This window comes from Streptococcus parasanguinis (genome assembly GCF_964238605.1).
Lineage (GTDB): Bacteria > Bacillota > Bacilli > Lactobacillales > Streptococcaceae > Streptococcus > Streptococcus parasanguinis_AJ.
Genome location: NZ_CAXSMM010000003.1, coordinates 1 through 15,133 on the forward strand (window position 1 = coordinate 1; position 15,133 = coordinate 15,133).

Below are 15,133 nucleotides of genomic sequence, written 5' to 3' on the forward strand. Positions count from 1 at the left end.
ATGGTCCGTTGGTCAAGGGGTTAAGACACCGCCTTTTCACGGCGGTAACACGGGTTCGAATCCCGTACGGACTATATATTTGGAGGATTACCCAAGTCCGGCTGAAGGGAACGGTCTTGAAAACCGTCAGGCGTGTAAAAGCGTGCGTGGGTTCGAATCCCACATCCTCCTTAATATTAACGCGGGATGGAGCAGCTCGGTAGCTCGTCGGGCTCATAACCCGAAGGTCGTAGGTTCAAATCCTGCTCCCGCAATTTGGCTCGGTAGCTCAGTTGGTAGAGCAATGGATTGAAGCTCCATGTGTCGGCGGTTCGATTCCGTCTCGCGCCATCAATTCAATAATCAGGAAGGGTAGCGAAGAGGCTAAACGCGGCGGACTGTAAATCCGCTCCTTCGGGTTCGGGGGTTCGAATCCCTCCCCTTCCATCCTTTACGGGCATAGTTTAAAGGTAGAACTAAGGTCTCCAAAACCTTCAGTGTGGGTTCAATTCCTACTGCCCGTGTTAATAATTATGGCGGGTGTGGTGAAGTGGTTAACACACCAGATTGTGGCTCTGGCATGCGTGGGTTCGATCCCCATCACTCGCCTATTTATTAATATTATTATTGGGGTATAGCCAAGCGGTAAGGCAAGGGACTTTGACTCCCTCATGCGTTGGTTCGAATCCAGCTACCCCAGTTAAATTTATGCCGGCGTGGCGGAATTGGCAGACGCGCTGGACTCAAAATCCAGTGTCCGCAAGGACGTGCCGGTTCGACCCCGGCCGCCGGTATAGTATTAAAGACAAGGTTTTCGGACCTTGTCTTTTTTTTCTTTGTTGTGTGTCGAGTTACCAATTTTTTCCATTTTAAAATAAATCATCAAGTTTATTAGCCAATGTTTTCTGTTTGCTAGGGTACAAATGAGAATAAGTATCAATTGTTGTTGTAATAGATGCGTGTCCTAATCTTTCTTTGACAACAAGATAATCTTCTCCTTGATTTATAAGTAATGATGCATGAGAGTGTCTCAAATCATGAATTCTTATTTTCTTTAAATCTTTATCCCTTTCTAGTATTTGCTTAAACTTCTTATCAATCATATTTTTTGTAATTGTTATTGGTGTACTCTGTATTATTTGTAGTTCTTCAGTATTTTTCGTAAATTCCTCAAGTTTTTCTTTTTGTTTTACTTTCCAATCTTTTAGCATTTCTGCTAATTTCTGATTTATTGTTATATTTCTAGTTCCTGATCGTGTTTTTGTTGTATTAATGTAGCTTGTATTATTGACAAAGTATACCGTTTTGGTAACGTATATCGTATTTGTTAAAAGATTTATATCATTCCAGTTCAATGCGAGGATTTCTCCCATTCTCATTCCAGTAAAGAAAGCAATTATGAAAAACAGGTCATAACTTATTTCATCATCTCGAATAAGTTCTCTAAATTTCGTGAATTCTTCTATACTCCAAAAATTAATATCAGGCTTCCTAATTGGTAATTTTCTCAGATTCTTAACTGGATTTTTGTCAATGAGAGATTTTCTTATACCAGTATCAAAAATTTTTTTAAGTAGAATTAGAACCTTATTAATTGTATTATAGCTTAAAACTTCATTTTCATTTTGTTTTTTAGGTTTTGTTTTTAGGTATTCACGAAATTCGAATATATGGTCATACGTTAATTTATTTAAATTTGTATTTTTAAAATATGGCTTGATATGACGCTCATAATTGTTTCTTTGTGTACTTGTGTAGCTTACTTTTCTGCCATTTTTCAAATCATCTTCTTCAAGTAAGTCGAATAACATATCCGTTGTGACTACAAAGTCAAATTGTTTTTCTTTTAATTCTACAACTCGAATATGTTGTTCTAGTTCTAGGGCTTCCTTTTTAGATTTTAATCCTTTTCGAATGATACGTATTCTTTTTTGTGTGACGGGGTGGAAACCATTAGAAACATCAACGGTCCATTTACCACTTTTAGTTTTACGAATAGTCATTCATTATGCTTCTTTCTGGAGTTCAATTCCTAGTAGTTCTTCAGCGACACTGGCTGGAATTGTACCAATCCGTTTGTTATCGTAGATATTAAAACCACGATTTACTAATAGTAATTTGCCAGTATGGATAATCTTTCTTGCAGTTCCTGGAGCAAATCCAAGTTCGATAAGGTCATCTTTTGTTACAGTTTTAATCATGTGATCTCCTTTTCTAATTAGATTAAGTAAGGGGAGGATTAACTCCCCTTGTCTGATACTTATTTTTGTTTTACATCTACTAGATGGATTGCATCCGCCTTGTAATACATTGTCGTACTAATCATAGTAGCTTGTAAATTGTCAAATGTTACTGGTACTTCATCCATTGCTTGGATATAGTCATTATCAACTAAAGCTTCTGGATTGTCTACTGAGACTTGGGTTGATTTCTTTTTGAATTGTCCATCCTTGATTGTTACATTGTATTTCCAACCAATGATTTTATCGGTATTAAAACGTCTTTCGCTACCATCTCGGTTTTTGATAATTTCTCCGTTTGCATCAGCTCGGACTTCCGTTTCAAATTTTGGAATGACTTCATCCAATTCAAATTTTGTTCCAATGTTATTAAAATTCCAGTCATTTTGTGAAAGCATTTTTGCCATAGTTAATTTCTCCTTTTGATATTTTCTTTGATTGTGGGGATCAAATCCTCTCTTTTAAAGAGTATTGCCCTTTCTATTAATCCACTTGCTAAATCTGGTGGATATTCCATATTGTTGAGTGCGAGATAGTTAGATTTCTCATACTCATGCAGTAAGTTATTGTCGTATAGAAATTTATACGCTTTTAGAATAGCTCCTGAACCTTTATAGGTAAACCATTCTAATTTTTGTTCCAGTTCTGTTTTTGGTTTTGAAATAATGATAGAGACAGGTCTTGAGTGACCTAAAAACTTTTCCCAAGATCTCAAAGGTTTTGAGAAGTGACTATCACTATAGAACCTCACTTTTTCTTTGAGATATCCCTTGGTAAAGTTGAGAAGATCTATTTCTGAATGCAACCACTCTTGAATGAAGTAGTGAGCTTTTTCTTTCCTAAGTTCTAACTCCGTTCTTATCCAATTTTCTATAAAACGTTTGCTGATACCGAGCTTCTCAGCTCGTTCTAAGCGCTTATCGTAAATTCTAAGTCTTTCATCATCATTGGGTTTTCTTAAATATAAGGTCTGGCCGATTGTTTCATCTCCGTAGGTATTGTAGTAGGTGCTTTTTCCATATATAAAGCGTTTCTTCTGACAGATCTTTAGAAGCTGATTAGGAGTGAAATAGGGAGTTTCATTAAAATCATCTATAGCAATATCAATTCGTCTGATTGAAAAACGATTGTAATTGTAGTAGAGATTGTTTAGAAACTGTCTTTCGGTCAGGCCATTTGGATCTAATACCATATCTCTATAGAATTCGAGTGCCTGTCCTGACATGACAAGCATGTAGGACGACTCTTTCGATCCATAGTAGATACGGATGTTCCCATAATGAAGCTGGCTATCATAGTTATAGTATTTAAGGCTCCCCTTATTCTCAATAAATAGGTCAAAGTCAAGAAATAGGATGTCTTCGATTATTTCTCTTGGCGAAAATTCAGTCTTATCAAACTGAATTTGAATCCAGTCAAATACAGAACGTAAATGTTCATTTTTTGCCATAGATTTTGATTCAACTTTTTGCCTAATTTTGCCACTCTTAACATCTCCGAAACCCTTGGAAATACTGAATTCTTTCGATGGTACACCTAACTTGCAGAGGGTGGTGTTACTACACACCCTATCGGTCAAAAATGGTCCGTCCGCATCTACGCTCGTTTTCGGCTTTCTGCCTCATGGCTCAGCCGAAAATTCGCTATTAGCCGAACCTATTTTTTGACCTCTTCTGAACAAACCCTAGTAAGCCGGTTTGCATCGACTCTTCAATATCTTGGATTTTCTTTTTTAGATTGGCATTCTCATTTTTTATCAGTCGTATTTCTCGCTTAAATTCCTGTTTTAAGGCGCTCAGTTCATCATAGAGCTCATCTATTACTTGGTTTAGGAGTTCTTGTTCATTGTCTGCTAGACTCCCAAATACGGCTTGTATAGCCTCTTTTAGACCTATTTCAAGTTTTAGGTTAGCTAACTTTTGAAATTGTCTAAGGTCTTCGTCTGTAAAGTCATAGGCAACTGTATAACTTAATTGATGAGTTCTTGGATTTCTACTGATAGGAATTTTAATTTTCTTAAATTCCTTGCCACTTATCTCTTTAATCAGTTGGATCCAATTTTTAAGAGTAGAGGTAGAGTTTAGGCCAGAAATTTGATTGACTAACTCTTTATTGGTCATCTTTTTGTGAAACCTCCGAATTTTTTTTGTGCAACTGAGGAGTTTTCTGTGGTATAATTGTTACATAATATGTTTTGACCTTGGAACGAACGGCACATTTGTTTCAAGATTTTTTTATTTTGTCGAATCTTACCTCCTTTATTAAAATTTTTAAAATCGACTACTAATTACATACGCTTTTACCCCCTTTTATGCTATAATATTCTCAATGGAATATTTAATCTCAAAACAAATATTCCTTATGGAATAATTCTATTTTATACCGTTTAGAATATTTTGTCAAGAAAAAATATACGAATAAGAATATCTATAGGAGAATTATGTATACAGAGGATTATAAATTTTCAGAGAGGTTAAAAACTCTCAGAAAATCAAAAAAGTTAACTCAAGTACAAATATCGGAATTAATTGGAGTTCAACAAGGGACATATTCTCGGTGGGAGAATGGAACGTTAGAACCAGGATTAGAATTCGTTGTGAAATTAGCAAATATCTTTGGTACTACTACAGATTATTTGCTGGGACAAAAACCTTATTCAATTATCAGTAGTTTACCTCTAGAACAATTAGATCTTACCAATATTGCAAACTTTTCAAAGGATGAGTTTGATATTTTGAAACATTCAATAGCAGTTTCGGTGGCAAGAAATAAAATAAAGGCAACAGAACTAAAAGATAGAGTTATAGAAAAAAATCAGTTGTCAGAAAAAGATGCAGAACTTTTGAATAAGATTTTTGAAGAAGTTAAAACTTATTGGGAAAAATAGAAGGACGCTAGTCTTCAAAATTTCCTCCCAAAATGTGTCTAAAATATTAACGGAATTCCATATAAAGAGGTTTATGATTATTTTAATGCAGATTGATGGTTTGTTTTTTAGATTTTAAATTCACCATAGGTGCTAGTATTATTTATCATAATGCTTGACACCGCTTTTAAGTGGGAGTACAATAATATTGAGGGCAGGATGGCTTATCTCTTTTATTTAGGAGGTGTCCAATATGCAAATCTATTTTATTTATTCTATTTTCTTTCTATTATCACTTGTAGTTCTAGCTTATCTTATTAAGTTACTCATTGCTCATTTAAAAAGAAACTAAGTAACATTTTGCCCAAATAGTAGTTATTTGGGCTACTTGGGTAAGGAACTGAAAAAACGATTGGAAGCCAAGGGAATAGACTTTTTGACGCCGATTCGTAAAAATATGAAAGGAGCAGCTGAGCACAACAATCCTGCTATCCTGGCAATCCGAAGGACCATCGAAACTCGGATCTCTGTCCTAAATGCATTGTTTAACATTGAACATCCGCTTGCTCGCTCTTTAGCAGGTTTGCAATTAGAGATCGAACGGGCTATTTTGGTCTATAATTTAGGATTTTTTATCAACTAGCAACACGGGTATTATATATGATAGATTTTGATTTTAAAGGAGGATTTATGAATTTGAAAGGTATAATCTTCGATATGGATGGAGTTATAGTTGATACAGAGTACCAAGATTTTCTAATACAGAAAGATTTTATCAAACACCTTAATCCAAAATCTAGTTACGAAGATTCTGAGCTATTGGTATTAGTTGGTAAATCATATTTTAATCTTTATAGGCTTTTACAGCAATTTATTGGGAAACAATATGATATAAAAACTATAGAAAAAGAATATGCTTCTTTTAGTGATGAGAGATATGAAAAAATTGATTATTCTTTACTTTTTAGAAAAGAAATTCTAAAAATTATTGACTATGCATTGAAAAACGGAATCAAATTAGCTGTAGCATCATCATCAAAATATGAGCATATTAATGAAGTTTTAGAAAGGTGTGACATAAAAAAATATTTTGATGTCATCGTTAGCGGAGAGAATTTTGTAGAAAGTAAGCCAAATCCGTCTATCTATTTAACAACGCTACATAAGTTAGAATTGCAAGCAGAACAATGTATTGCAATTGAAGATTCATACTCTGGAATTGAATCTTCAACTAGCGCCGGAATTGCAACTATTGGTTATTATGATAGCCGATTACCATTTTTTAATGACAAAGCGCAATGGAAAGTTGAAAATATGAAAGAAGTTTTACAAATAATAGAATCACAGAGTCTTTGAGTTGAAAGGCGATGAGGTTCTTGAGGACGTTAGAAAGAAATAAACTTGTTTCATAACGAAATTTAAGGTAACAGCGAACCGCTGAGTGTGTAGCTTTGTTGGTAAAAACGTAAATATTTTTGAGCGAAAGGTATTATGAAGTCACTGGAAACAGTGGCTTTTTGATATTAGTAGGGATGTATTATAGTAACCAATCAAGTTGAGATAGTTGCTTTGATACTAATACATTTTATTTTAATAATGAAGTTTATTACTATAGACACTTGATAGATATGTAAACTAACTACGATACCTCTAATTTTTAACGGACTATAGTTTAATTTGTTTTTTCTGTACTTGATAAGCGAAATCGAATCCCAAGGAAGTCCTTGAACTACCAAACTCCGTATCAAGTTTTTCTGAGTCAGGTGAAATTGTCTAGCTTAATTTGACAAATGAGATAACTAAGAAATAAGATTATCGACTCACTATTTATGGAAGTAGTTATTTAAGAGAGAAAGATGAGTTACAAAAAAGTTACCAAAATTTGAAAAAAGAGTCTATTTTGCAAGATTTAAAAGTCTAAAAAACCTACTAAATCAAGGTTATAAGATTTAAAAAATGTATTCATAGAACTCAAAATCCAGTGTCCGCAAGGACGTGCCGGTTCGACCCCGGCCGCCGGTATAGATTATAAAGGAGTTTTACTCCTTTTTTTGTTTTATTTTTTTCTTTTTTGTGATATAATTAACCGGTAAAGTTTCTTTTAGTGAATTAGAAGGAGTTAATTTTGTCTGAAGTTGCAAATAAAATCGATCGTTTTTTAAATTCTATTTTATTATTATCTGAGAATCAACATGAGATTTTAGTTGGTTCTTGTACAAGTGGTGTTTCATTAACCAACACTCAGGAACATATTTTGATGCTGGTTGCTGATGAAGCTCTAACCAATTCTGTCTTAGCAAAGAAATTGAATGTTAGTCAGGCAGCGATCACGAAGGCTGTGAAGCCCTTATTAAGTCAGGGGATGCTGGAGACTTATCGCGATGAAAATGATGCACGGGTTCTCTATTACCGTTTAACTGAGATTGGTAAGCCGATTGCCTTAGAGCATCAGCACCACCATCAGCATACCCTTCACACTTATGAGGATGTCTTGTCGAAGTTTACTAAGAATGAGCAAGGGGTCATTTCGCGGTTTTTAGATTTATTGGAAGAGGAGTTATAGTTTGAGGTATATTACGGTTTCAAATTTATCGTTCTATTATGATCGAGAACCGGTTCTGGAAGGGATCAATTACTATTTAGATAGTGGAGAGTTTGTTACGCTGACTGGCGAGAATGGCGCTGCTAAGTCAACCTTGATTAAGGCTAGCCTTGGCATCTTACAGCCCAAGGTTGGGACTGTTGAGATTTCAAAGACGAATGTTAAGGGAAAGAAGTTAAGGATTGCTTATTTGCCGCAACAAATTGCTAGTTTTAATGCAGGGTTTCCAAGTACGGTTTATGAATTTGTGAAGTCAGGTCGGTATCCTCGTAAAGGCTGGTTTCGAAAGTTGAATGAGCACGATGAAAAGCATATTCTAAAGAGTTTAGAATCTGTTGGGATGCTGGAGTTCAAGGATCGGGCGATTGGTTCTTTGTCTGGTGGTCAGAAACAGCGGGCCGTCATTGCTCGGATGTTTGCTTCAGATCCGGATATCTTTGTTTTAGATGAACCGACAACAGGGATGGATGCGACGACAAAGAGTGATTTTTATGAGTTAATGCATCATAGTGCGCATCACCATCAAAAATCTGTCTTGATGATTACACATGATCCTGAAGAGGTTAACCAGTTTGCGGATCGGAATATTCATTTGGTTCGTGACCAAAGCTCTCCTTGGAGATGTTTTAATGTCCATGATACTGAAGGGGAGGGTGACCATGCTTGATTTATTCCAGTATGATTTTATGCAGCGGGCCTTGTTGGCTATGGTTGCCATGAGTCTTTTTTCTCCTGTATTAGGGATTTTCTTGATTTTAAGACGGCAGAGTCTGATGAGTGATACGCTGAGTCACGTCTCTCTTGCGGGTGTCGCTTTTGGACTTTTTCTTGGGATCTCTCCGACGCTCTCGACTATGATCATTGTCATTATTGCTGCGGTCTTTCTTGAGTATTTGCGGACCTTATTTAAGGACTTTATGGAGATTGGGACGGCAATTCTAATGTCCACTGGTCTTGCCCTAGCTTTGGTACTGATGCGTGGTGGTGGGAAAAGCTCGATGAGCTTGGATCAATATTTGTTTGGTTCTACCTTAACCATTACAGATGAACAGGTGATCGCCTTGTTTGTGATTGCTTTCGTTGTATTAGTGCTGACGGCCTTATTCTTGCGGCCTATGTATATTTTGACCTTTGATGAAGATACGGCCTTCGTAGATGGCCTTCCTGTCCGGACTATGTCCATTTTATTTAATGTGGTAACGGGGGTTGCTATCGCCTTAATGATTCCTGCAGCAGGATCGTTATTGGTTTCAACCATCATGGTCTTACCGGCTAGTATTGCCCTGAAATTAGGGAAGAACTTCCGTGGGGTCATGTTGCTTGCGGTCATCATTGGTTTTATCGGGATGTTTAGTGGGTTGATTTTGTCTTATATTGCAGATACACCAGCGAGTGCCAGTATTACGCTTTTATTTGTGGCACTGTTCTTGCTTGTGAATCTTGGATCACGTTTGAGGAAGTAGATATGAACTTTAAAAAATTTGGTTGGTTATTGTTAGTGGCTTTAACACTTGTTTTGACAGCTTGTGGCAAAAGTCAGAGTCAAAATGGGAAATTAAAAGTGATGACCACTTTCTATCCTGTTTATGATTTTACAAAAAATATTGTCGGAGATGAAGGAACGGTAGACCTGCTCATTGGAGCAGGATCAGAGCCTCATGAATATGAATTGTCTGCTAAGGGGCGGGCTATGATTCAAGATTCGGATGTTTTCGTTTATGAGAATGAAAACATGGAAACGTGGGTTCCAAATCTTTTGAAATCAATGAAGGATAAGAAAACTAAAGTGATCGATGCCACCAAGGGCATGGTCTTGCTTCCTGGATTGGAAGAGGAACATGAACACGAAGGGGGCGAAGAACACCATCATGAATATGATCCTCACCTTTGGCTCTCTCCACATCGTGCCATGAAGATGGTAGAGTCGATTCGTGATCAGTTGGTGGCAGCTTATCCAGATAAGAAAAAGACGTTTGAGAAAAATGCCCAAGCCTATCTGAAGAAATTACAGGCTTTGGATCAAGCTTATCAGGATGGATTGAAAGATGCGAAGCAAAAGAATTTCGTAACCCAACACGCGGCTTTCCGTTACTTGGCCTTAGATTATGGATTAAACCAGGTGGCCATTTCAGGGATTTCACCTGATAGTGAGCCTTCTGCTGCACGATTGCGTGAATTGACAGAGTATATCAAGAAAAATGAGATCAAGGTCATTTACTTTGAGGAAAATGCTTCTAAGTCCTTGGCGAAAACCTTGTCTTCTGAAGCTGGTGTTGAGTTAGCTGTCTTAAATCCTTTGGAAAGCTTGACGGATCAAGAAATGAAAGATGGCGAAGACTACGTGTCTGTTATGAAGGAGAATCTGAAGGCGCTAGAGAAAACAACGTCACAAGCTGGTAAGGATATTCAACCGGAACATGAGGAAGATGCTAAGACAGTTCAAAAGGGATATTTCGAGGATAGTCAAGTGAAGGATCGTAGCTTAGCAAATTATGCAGGTGATTGGAAATCGGTTTATCCATACTTGCAAGATGGAACTTTGGATCAGGTCTTTGATTATAAGGCAAAATTAAATCCAACTATGACGGCTGCTGAGTATAAGGAATATTATACCAAGGGTTACCAAACAGATATTGATCGGATTAAGATTGATAAGGATTCAATGGAGTTTTATCAAAAAGGATCTTCTAAGAAATATACCTATAAATACGTAGGTAAGCACATTTTGACTTATAAGAAGGGAAATCGTGGTGTTCGTTATCTATTTGAAGCCAAGGAGAGCGATGCGGGAGACTTCAAATATGTTCAATTTAGTGACCATGAAATTACTCCGGTAAAGGCAGCTCACTTCCACATTTTCCATGGAGGAAAGAGTCAAGAAGCGCTTTATGATGAGTTGGAAAATTGGCCAACTTATTATCCTTCGAACTTATCTGGTTTAGAAGTGGCACAGGAAATGCTGGCTCATTAAAAGTTGTATCAAAAGAGAGACTAGGACTGATTATCCCGGTCTCTTTTTGATTAAAAATGGGGAGTGAAGCTTGTCAAATGCTTGAAAATACGTTACAATGAAAGGGCTTTAAATTAAAAAATGTATGGGGAATTTTAAATGAAAAAAGTTGGTGCAATTCTTGTGAGTCTTCTCAGTGTGGTCCTGTTGGTAGCTTGTTCGCAGCAGAGGGTGAGTAAAAAATCACCGGCTTCTTCTAGTCAAACGACGACCTCTTCTGAGGTCAAAAAGACGGCTGCTTCTAGTTCGGAAGTGAAGGAGAAAGAAAAAAAAGAAGAGAAAAAAGAAGTGAAGAAAATGGATCTTGAAGCGATTGCCAATGGAGACTACAGCAGTATTGCTGGTATCTGGCAAGATGATAAGGGAAACAAGCTGGTCTTTAACGACAAAGGGTTGGTCTCACAAGAGTTAGAGGGCTATGGAGCTTCTTTGACGGATTATGGAACAGCATCAGAAGGCATTTATGGTGGTCGTGATGGAGGCTTCTTGTTGGAGTATATTCCTGCAGGAGTGACCATTGGTGATCAGGTCGATGATCAAGGACAAGTCGTCTTTAAAGATACATCAGATGCCTCTAAAAACCGCTTATGGTCTGGTGTTGGTATCGCTAGTTTTGGGGAACAAGGCTCGATCTACTATCATGTAGGAGATGAATAACAGAAAAAAGAGGCTGGGACAAAAGTCCTAGCCTCTCAATTATTTTTAGATTGTCGAGCAAGACGCAGTGGTTGAGTGGGCTCTACTACGCTGATTTCATCAGCTTTTACAGCCCTACTCAACTGTGCGGAGGTGGGACGACGAAATCGAATTCTAACGAATGACCGATTTCTGTCCCACTTTCTTTTTCTTATGCATGTGGGGGGAGCCATGAAAGGTCAAACTGGAGCAATTGGGCTTCAAGGAGATCCTGATGGGAAATCTCTTGCTGGTCTTTGCCATCTAATCGGGCTTTTTGGATGAAATAGGCACCTGTAGTATGGGAGTTAGCACAAATTTTGAGCTCATGGTTTGGAAGATGGAGAAGAACTTCTTTAAAGAGAGGGAGGCCCAGATCATAGATTGGTTTTCCTGGGCAGGTTGGGTAGAGTCCAAGGACCGACCAGATGTACCAAGCAGATAGGCTACCATTGTCTTCATCACCTGGGTAGGCTTGGAAATCTTGATGGAAAGCTTGGAAACGGATCTGGTGGATAAGGAGATTGGTATATTCGGGGTGAAGGCTGTGGCGGAAGAGGTAGGGAATGTGAAAGCTCGGTTGATTGGAGATGGCGATCTGCCCAAATGGAGCTTGGGCCATTTCACTCATTTCGTGGATTTCATAGCCATATCCTCTTACGTCAAATTGAGGTTTTTGATTGGCCAGATCCAGCAGTCGTTGGGTGAAGGCTTTTTTACCGCCCATTAGCTCTATCATGCCGGAGAGGTCGTGTAAGGCTCCAAAAGTAGCCTGGGTTGCAGAACATTCTGCATAATCTCCTCCCCAACTAGTAGGAGAAAAGGGGGCTTTAAACTTCCCATTGGTGGATCGCGCTCTCATGAAGCCCGTTTGGGCATCGTACAATGTTCGGTAGGAGAGGCTGGAAGCAGCATACTGAGTAGCCGTTTCTACCTGACCCAATTGCTTAGCGACGGTGGCAATGCAAAAATCACTGTAAGCATAATCGAGGCTGTGGCTAACACTTTCGTGAAAATCTTCAGGTAAGTAGCCAAGCACTTTGTAGCTTTCATTGCCATGGCGACCAAAATGTTGCATAGGATCTGTTTTTTGGGCTGTCTGGAGCATGGCTGTCAGCATGTTTTCATGTAGGTCTGGTGCGATCCCTTTTGTGACAGCATCTGCGAAGACTCCATCAATGAGAGTGCCTGGCATCATCCCTCGTTCATCTGGGGCCAACCATTTTGGTAGAAAACCAGTATCCTGGTATGTATTTAAAAATCCTTCGAGGAAGTGACGGTAGTAATCGGGGTAGACAAGGCTAAAGAGCGGAAAAGATGTTCGGAAGAGATCCCAAAAACCGACATTCGTATAAGCTTTTCCTGGTTTGATTTCATTATGGGTGACATCCAGGTGCCAGTCATTTCCCTCGGTATCTATTTCATAAAAGGTTTGAGGAAAAAGGAGGAGTCGGTACAGGCAGTGGTCGAAAAAGGCTTGATCACATCCTCCGTTATCTTTCACTTCAATTCGTTTTAGTAGCTGATTCCATTGATCGGCTGCTTTTTTTTTAGCTTCCTCTAAGGGAAGGTTGGGAAGATGGCTGTGAGTCATGTCTTGGGACAGATAAGAGCTTCCTAATTGGACGGTCACCTCATTGCTAGCAAAGGTAAGAAAAAGATCCTGATCGATGTGAGTGACAGTCTCGATCGGCTGGCTAAATTGCCACTGGAGATAGAAAGAGTAGGAAGTATCAGCAGTATGGGCCTGATCCAGAATGTGGAAGTGACAGGTGTGGTCTGTAAGGGTCAAGTCCTCTAGTTCATTTGCTGCATGAAAGCAGAGAGTCAATTTTTCTGGTGCTTGAAAGCGCATGACAGCCCCGTAGCGGCTTGGAACCAGCTCGCTTTGAATCTGATAACGTTCCGAAAAAATACGGAGGTAGTGGGGCTGAAAAAGAGCTTCTTTCAGCGAATAACTGCTCTGGCGACGGAAGAGGTCGGAACTTGTAACTTCTCCTGTGATGGGCGTGATGAGACACCAAGCGTAGTCTCCGATCCAAGGACTAGGCTGGTGGGTGAGGCGAAACCCCTGAAAAATAGGGAGATTGGGGTTGAAAAACCAAGCTCCTTGTTCGTGTGTCGTCTGAGGAAGAAAGTAGTTCATTCCAAAAGGAACTCCGGTATAAGGGAGGGTGTTTCCGTGCGAATAGTGGGGATGATTATCGCTTCCCCAGCGGGTATCGATGGTCTGGCAAGTAGTGTGCATCTGGTCTCCTTTTTCTTCATCAACCTTAAATGGTCTGTGTTTTTCTTGGAACACGCAGTGATATTTTCTTCATTGTATCAAAGTGTTGTCAAATATGATAGCGTTTTTATCAAATGGAAAATTTTGTAGAAAAAGGGCTATAGTTTGCGTATGTATTTCCCATCTGAAATCTTTTATACTGAATAGGAAAGAATCGATACGTGTGAGGAAAATAAATGACCTATTCAAAAGAAATCGTGCGAGAATGGCTGGACCAAGTAGCAGAACGTGCCAAGGAGTACCCTGAATGGGTGGATGTCTTTGAGCGTTGCTACACAGACACTTTAGACAATACAGTTGAAATTTTAGAAGACGGTTCAACCTTTGTGCTAACAGGGGATATCCCAGCTATGTGGTTGCGTGACTCTACTGCTCAATTGAGACCTTATCTTCATGTAGCTAAAAGAGACCCTCTCTTGCGCCAGACCATTGCTGGCTTGGTTAAACGTCAGATGACTTTGATTCTCAAGGATCCCTATGCCAACTCCTTCAACATTGAAGAGAACTGGAAGGGTCACCACGAGACCGACCATACAGATCTCAATGGCTGGATTTGGGAACGCAAGTATGAAGTGGATTCGCTGTGCTATCCCTTGCAATTAGCTTTTCTCCTTTGGAAAGAAACTGGTGAGACTAGCCAGTTTGATGAAACTTTTGTTACGGCGACCAAGGAAATCCTTCATCTCTGGACGGTGGAGCAAGACCACAAGAACTCTCCTTATCGCTTTGTTCGGGATACGGATCGTAAGGAAGACACTTTGGTAAATGATGGTTTTGGTCCTGATTTTGCCGTGACAGGGATGACCTGGTCAGCCTTTCGTCCAAGTGATGACTGCTGTCAGTATAGCTATCTGATTCCATCCAATATGTTTGCAGTGGTTGTCTTGGGTTATGTGCAAAAAATCTTTGCAGAGTTGAATCTAGCTGATAGTGAAAGCATCATTGCTGACTCTAAACGTCTGCAAGCTGAGATTCAAGAAGGGATCGAAAATTATGCCTACACCACTAATAGCAAGGGTGAGAAGATTTATGCCTTTGAGGTAGATGGTTTGGGAAATGCTAGCATCATGGATGATCCGAACGTGCCAAGCTTGTTGGCAGCTCCTTATCTGGGATATTGCGCCATTGACGATGAGGTCTACCAAGCTACTCGTCGGACGATTTTGAGCCCTGAAAATCCCTACTTCTATGAAGGGAAGTACGCAAGTGGACTAGGAAGTTCTCATACGTTTTATCGCTATATCTGGCCGATTGCTTTATCCATTCAAGGATTGACAACAAATGATAAAGCTGAGAAAAAACATTTGCTGGACCAGTTGGTTGCCTGCGATGGAGGCACGGGCGTCATGCACGAAAGTTTCCATGTAGATGATCCAACCAAATACTCGCGTGAATGGTTCTCTTGGGCCAACATGATGTTCTGTGAATTGGTCTTGGATTACTTGGATATTCGCTAATGAGCTGTCGCTTAACA

The 15,133-nt window shown here is 39.0% G+C and carries 15 protein-coding genes, 9 tRNA genes and 1 pseudogene; 19 read left to right on the forward strand and 6 right to left on the reverse strand.

Annotated elements, in window-relative coordinates; translation table 11 throughout:
* The first annotated feature begins 2 nt into the window (after window positions 1–2).
* The 9 genes from ACESR9_RS03300 to ACESR9_RS03340 all read left to right on the forward strand — a co-directional run bounded on the left by ACESR9_RS03300 (window position 3) and on the right by ACESR9_RS03340 (window position 773).
* A tRNA-Glu gene (locus ACESR9_RS03300) sits at window positions 3–74 on the forward strand.
* 7 nt (window positions 75–81) lie between these two features.
* Window positions 82–171, forward strand: a tRNA-Ser gene (locus tag ACESR9_RS03305).
* 9 nt (window positions 172–180) lie between these two features.
* A tRNA-Met gene (locus tag ACESR9_RS03310) sits at window positions 181–254 on the forward strand.
* Window positions 255–257: 3 nt separating this feature from the next.
* A tRNA-Phe gene (locus ACESR9_RS03315) sits at window positions 258–330 on the forward strand.
* Between the two features lie 15 nt (window positions 331–345).
* Window positions 346–426 (forward strand) — tRNA-Tyr (locus tag ACESR9_RS03320).
* 6 nt (window positions 427–432) lie between these two features.
* Window positions 433–503 (forward strand) — tRNA-Trp (locus ACESR9_RS03325).
* Between the two features lie 12 nt (window positions 504–515).
* Window positions 516–588, forward strand: a tRNA-His gene (locus ACESR9_RS03330).
* Window positions 589–607: 19 nt separating this feature from the next.
* Window positions 608–679: transfer RNA gene (locus tag ACESR9_RS03335), tRNA-Gln, on the forward strand.
* Between the two features lie 10 nt (window positions 680–689).
* Window positions 690–773, forward strand: a tRNA-Leu gene (locus ACESR9_RS03340).
* Between the two features lie 75 nt (window positions 774–848).
* Here ACESR9_RS03340 and ACESR9_RS03345 read toward each other — a convergent pair.
* The 5 genes from ACESR9_RS03345 to ACESR9_RS03365 form a co-directional block, all read right to left on the reverse strand.
* Window positions 849–1,982, reverse strand: coding sequence for a tyrosine-type recombinase/integrase (locus ACESR9_RS03345; protein ID WP_373105552.1), 1,134 nt, complete (start codon window positions 1,980–1,982; stop codon window positions 849–851).
* 3 nt (window positions 1,983–1,985) lie between these two features.
* Window positions 1,986–2,180, reverse strand: a complete 195-nt coding sequence (locus tag ACESR9_RS03350; RefSeq protein ID WP_000598356.1) for a DUF3173 domain-containing protein — start codon at window positions 2,178–2,180, stop codon at window positions 1,986–1,988.
* Between the two features lie 59 nt (window positions 2,181–2,239).
* Window positions 2,240–2,626 (reverse strand): hypothetical protein, encoded by a 387-nt coding sequence (locus tag ACESR9_RS03355; protein WP_061599443.1) that lies wholly within the window; start codon window positions 2,624–2,626, stop codon window positions 2,240–2,242.
* A 2-nt stretch (window positions 2,627–2,628) separates the two neighbouring features.
* The gene (locus ACESR9_RS03360; RefSeq protein WP_373105554.1) at window positions 2,629–3,669 is read right to left on the reverse strand and encodes a replication initiation factor domain-containing protein; all 1,041 of its coding nucleotides are present in this window, start codon (window positions 3,667–3,669) and stop codon (window positions 2,629–2,631) included.
* A gap of 196 nt (window positions 3,670–3,865) precedes the next feature.
* Window positions 3,866–4,339 (reverse strand): hypothetical protein, encoded by a 474-nt coding sequence (locus ACESR9_RS03365; protein ID WP_023027534.1) that lies wholly within the window; start codon window positions 4,337–4,339, stop codon window positions 3,866–3,868.
* Window positions 4,340–4,659: 320 nt separating this feature from the next.
* Here ACESR9_RS03365 and ACESR9_RS03370 point away from each other — a divergent pair, with 320 nt between their 5' ends.
* From ACESR9_RS03370 to ACESR9_RS03410, 9 genes and pseudogenes are all read left to right on the forward strand, one after another.
* Window positions 4,660–5,106 (forward strand): helix-turn-helix transcriptional regulator, encoded by a 447-nt coding sequence (locus ACESR9_RS03370; RefSeq protein WP_006147801.1) that lies wholly within the window; start codon window positions 4,660–4,662, stop codon window positions 5,104–5,106.
* A gap of 367 nt (window positions 5,107–5,473) precedes the next feature.
* The gene (locus ACESR9_RS03375; protein ID WP_006147802.1) at window positions 5,474–5,728 is read left to right on the forward strand and encodes a transposase; all 255 of its coding nucleotides are present in this window, start codon (window positions 5,474–5,476) and stop codon (window positions 5,726–5,728) included.
* Between the two features lie 47 nt (window positions 5,729–5,775).
* Window positions 5,776–6,441: an HAD family hydrolase gene (locus ACESR9_RS03380; protein ID WP_003005418.1), complete on the forward strand. Its 666-nt coding sequence runs from the start codon at window positions 5,776–5,778 to the stop codon at window positions 6,439–6,441.
* A gap of 320 nt (window positions 6,442–6,761) precedes the next feature.
* Window positions 6,762–6,872 (forward strand): annotated as a pseudogene (locus tag ACESR9_RS03385) (IS30 family transposase); the annotation flags it as partial.
* Between the two features lie 338 nt (window positions 6,873–7,210).
* A complete protein-coding gene (locus ACESR9_RS03390) occupies window positions 7,211–7,648 on the forward strand; it encodes a zinc-dependent MarR family transcriptional regulator (protein WP_003004547.1) in 438 nt (145 codons plus the stop codon).
* A gap of 1 nt (window position 7,649) precedes the next feature.
* Window positions 7,650–8,354 (forward strand): metal ABC transporter ATP-binding protein, encoded by a 705-nt coding sequence (locus tag ACESR9_RS03395; RefSeq protein WP_003013743.1) that lies wholly within the window; start codon window positions 7,650–7,652, stop codon window positions 8,352–8,354.
* A complete protein-coding gene (locus tag ACESR9_RS03400; protein WP_049506201.1) occupies window positions 8,347–9,150 on the forward strand; it encodes a metal ABC transporter permease in 804 nt (267 codons plus the stop codon). The genes ACESR9_RS03395 and ACESR9_RS03400 overlap by 8 nt, the downstream gene beginning before the upstream one ends.
* Window positions 9,151–9,152: 2 nt before the next feature.
* On the forward strand, window positions 9,153–10,658 hold the full coding sequence (locus ACESR9_RS03405) for a zinc ABC transporter substrate-binding protein AdcA (RefSeq protein WP_049483548.1): 1,506 nt from the start codon (window positions 9,153–9,155) through the stop codon (window positions 10,656–10,658).
* A gap of 138 nt (window positions 10,659–10,796) precedes the next feature.
* A complete protein-coding gene (locus tag ACESR9_RS03410; protein WP_049472597.1) occupies window positions 10,797–11,354 on the forward strand; it encodes a DUF6287 domain-containing protein in 558 nt (185 codons plus the stop codon).
* A 190-nt stretch (window positions 11,355–11,544) separates the two neighbouring features.
* On the opposite strand, the gene ACESR9_RS03415 is transcribed toward ACESR9_RS03410, so the two are convergent.
* Window positions 11,545–13,620, reverse strand: coding sequence for a GH92 family glycosyl hydrolase (locus ACESR9_RS03415; RefSeq protein ID WP_373105560.1), 2,076 nt, complete (start codon window positions 13,618–13,620; stop codon window positions 11,545–11,547).
* A 215-nt stretch (window positions 13,621–13,835) separates the two neighbouring features.
* On the opposite strand from ACESR9_RS03415, the gene ACESR9_RS03420 reads away from it, so the two are divergent.
* Window positions 13,836–15,116 carry a glycoside hydrolase family 125 protein gene (locus tag ACESR9_RS03420; protein ID WP_373105562.1) on the forward strand — a complete coding sequence of 427 codons (1,281 nt, stop codon included), beginning with the start codon at window positions 13,836–13,838 and terminating at the stop codon, window positions 15,114–15,116.
* Window positions 15,117–15,133 lie beyond the last annotated feature (17 nt).

What these genes read in the sequence shown, in the direction of transcription:
- ACESR9_RS03350 (WP_000598356.1), bottom strand. Translation starts at nt 2,180, where the DNA reads ATGATTAAAACTGTAACAAAAGATGACCTTATCGAACTTGGATTTGCT.
- ACESR9_RS03360 (WP_373105554.1), bottom strand. Translation starts at nt 3,669, where the DNA reads ATGGCAAAAAATGAACATTTACGTTCTGTATTTGACTGGATTCAAATT.
- ACESR9_RS03415 (WP_373105560.1), bottom strand. Translation starts at nt 13,620, where the DNA reads ATGCACACTACTTGCCAGACCATCGATACCCGCTGGGGAAGCGATAAT.
- ACESR9_RS03405 (WP_049483548.1), top strand. Translation starts at nt 9,153, where the DNA reads ATGAACTTTAAAAAATTTGGTTGGTTATTGTTAGTGGCTTTAACACTT.
- ACESR9_RS03400 (WP_049506201.1), top strand. Translation starts at nt 8,347, where the DNA reads ATGCTTGATTTATTCCAGTATGATTTTATGCAGCGGGCCTTGTTGGCT.
- ACESR9_RS03345 (WP_373105552.1), bottom strand. Translation starts at nt 1,982, where the DNA reads ATGACTATTCGTAAAACTAAAAGTGGTAAATGGACCGTTGATGTTTCT.
- ACESR9_RS03420 (WP_373105562.1), top strand. Translation starts at nt 13,836, where the DNA reads ATGACCTATTCAAAAGAAATCGTGCGAGAATGGCTGGACCAAGTAGCA.
- ACESR9_RS03355 (WP_061599443.1), bottom strand. Translation starts at nt 2,626, where the DNA reads ATGGCAAAAATGCTTTCACAAAATGACTGGAATTTTAATAACATTGGA.
- ACESR9_RS03380 (WP_003005418.1), top strand. Translation starts at nt 5,776, where the DNA reads ATGAATTTGAAAGGTATAATCTTCGATATGGATGGAGTTATAGTTGAT.
- ACESR9_RS03370 (WP_006147801.1), top strand. Translation starts at nt 4,660, where the DNA reads ATGTATACAGAGGATTATAAATTTTCAGAGAGGTTAAAAACTCTCAGA.
- ACESR9_RS03365 (WP_023027534.1), bottom strand. Translation starts at nt 4,339, where the DNA reads ATGACCAATAAAGAGTTAGTCAATCAAATTTCTGGCCTAAACTCTACC.
- ACESR9_RS03410 (WP_049472597.1), top strand. Translation starts at nt 10,797, where the DNA reads ATGAAAAAAGTTGGTGCAATTCTTGTGAGTCTTCTCAGTGTGGTCCTG.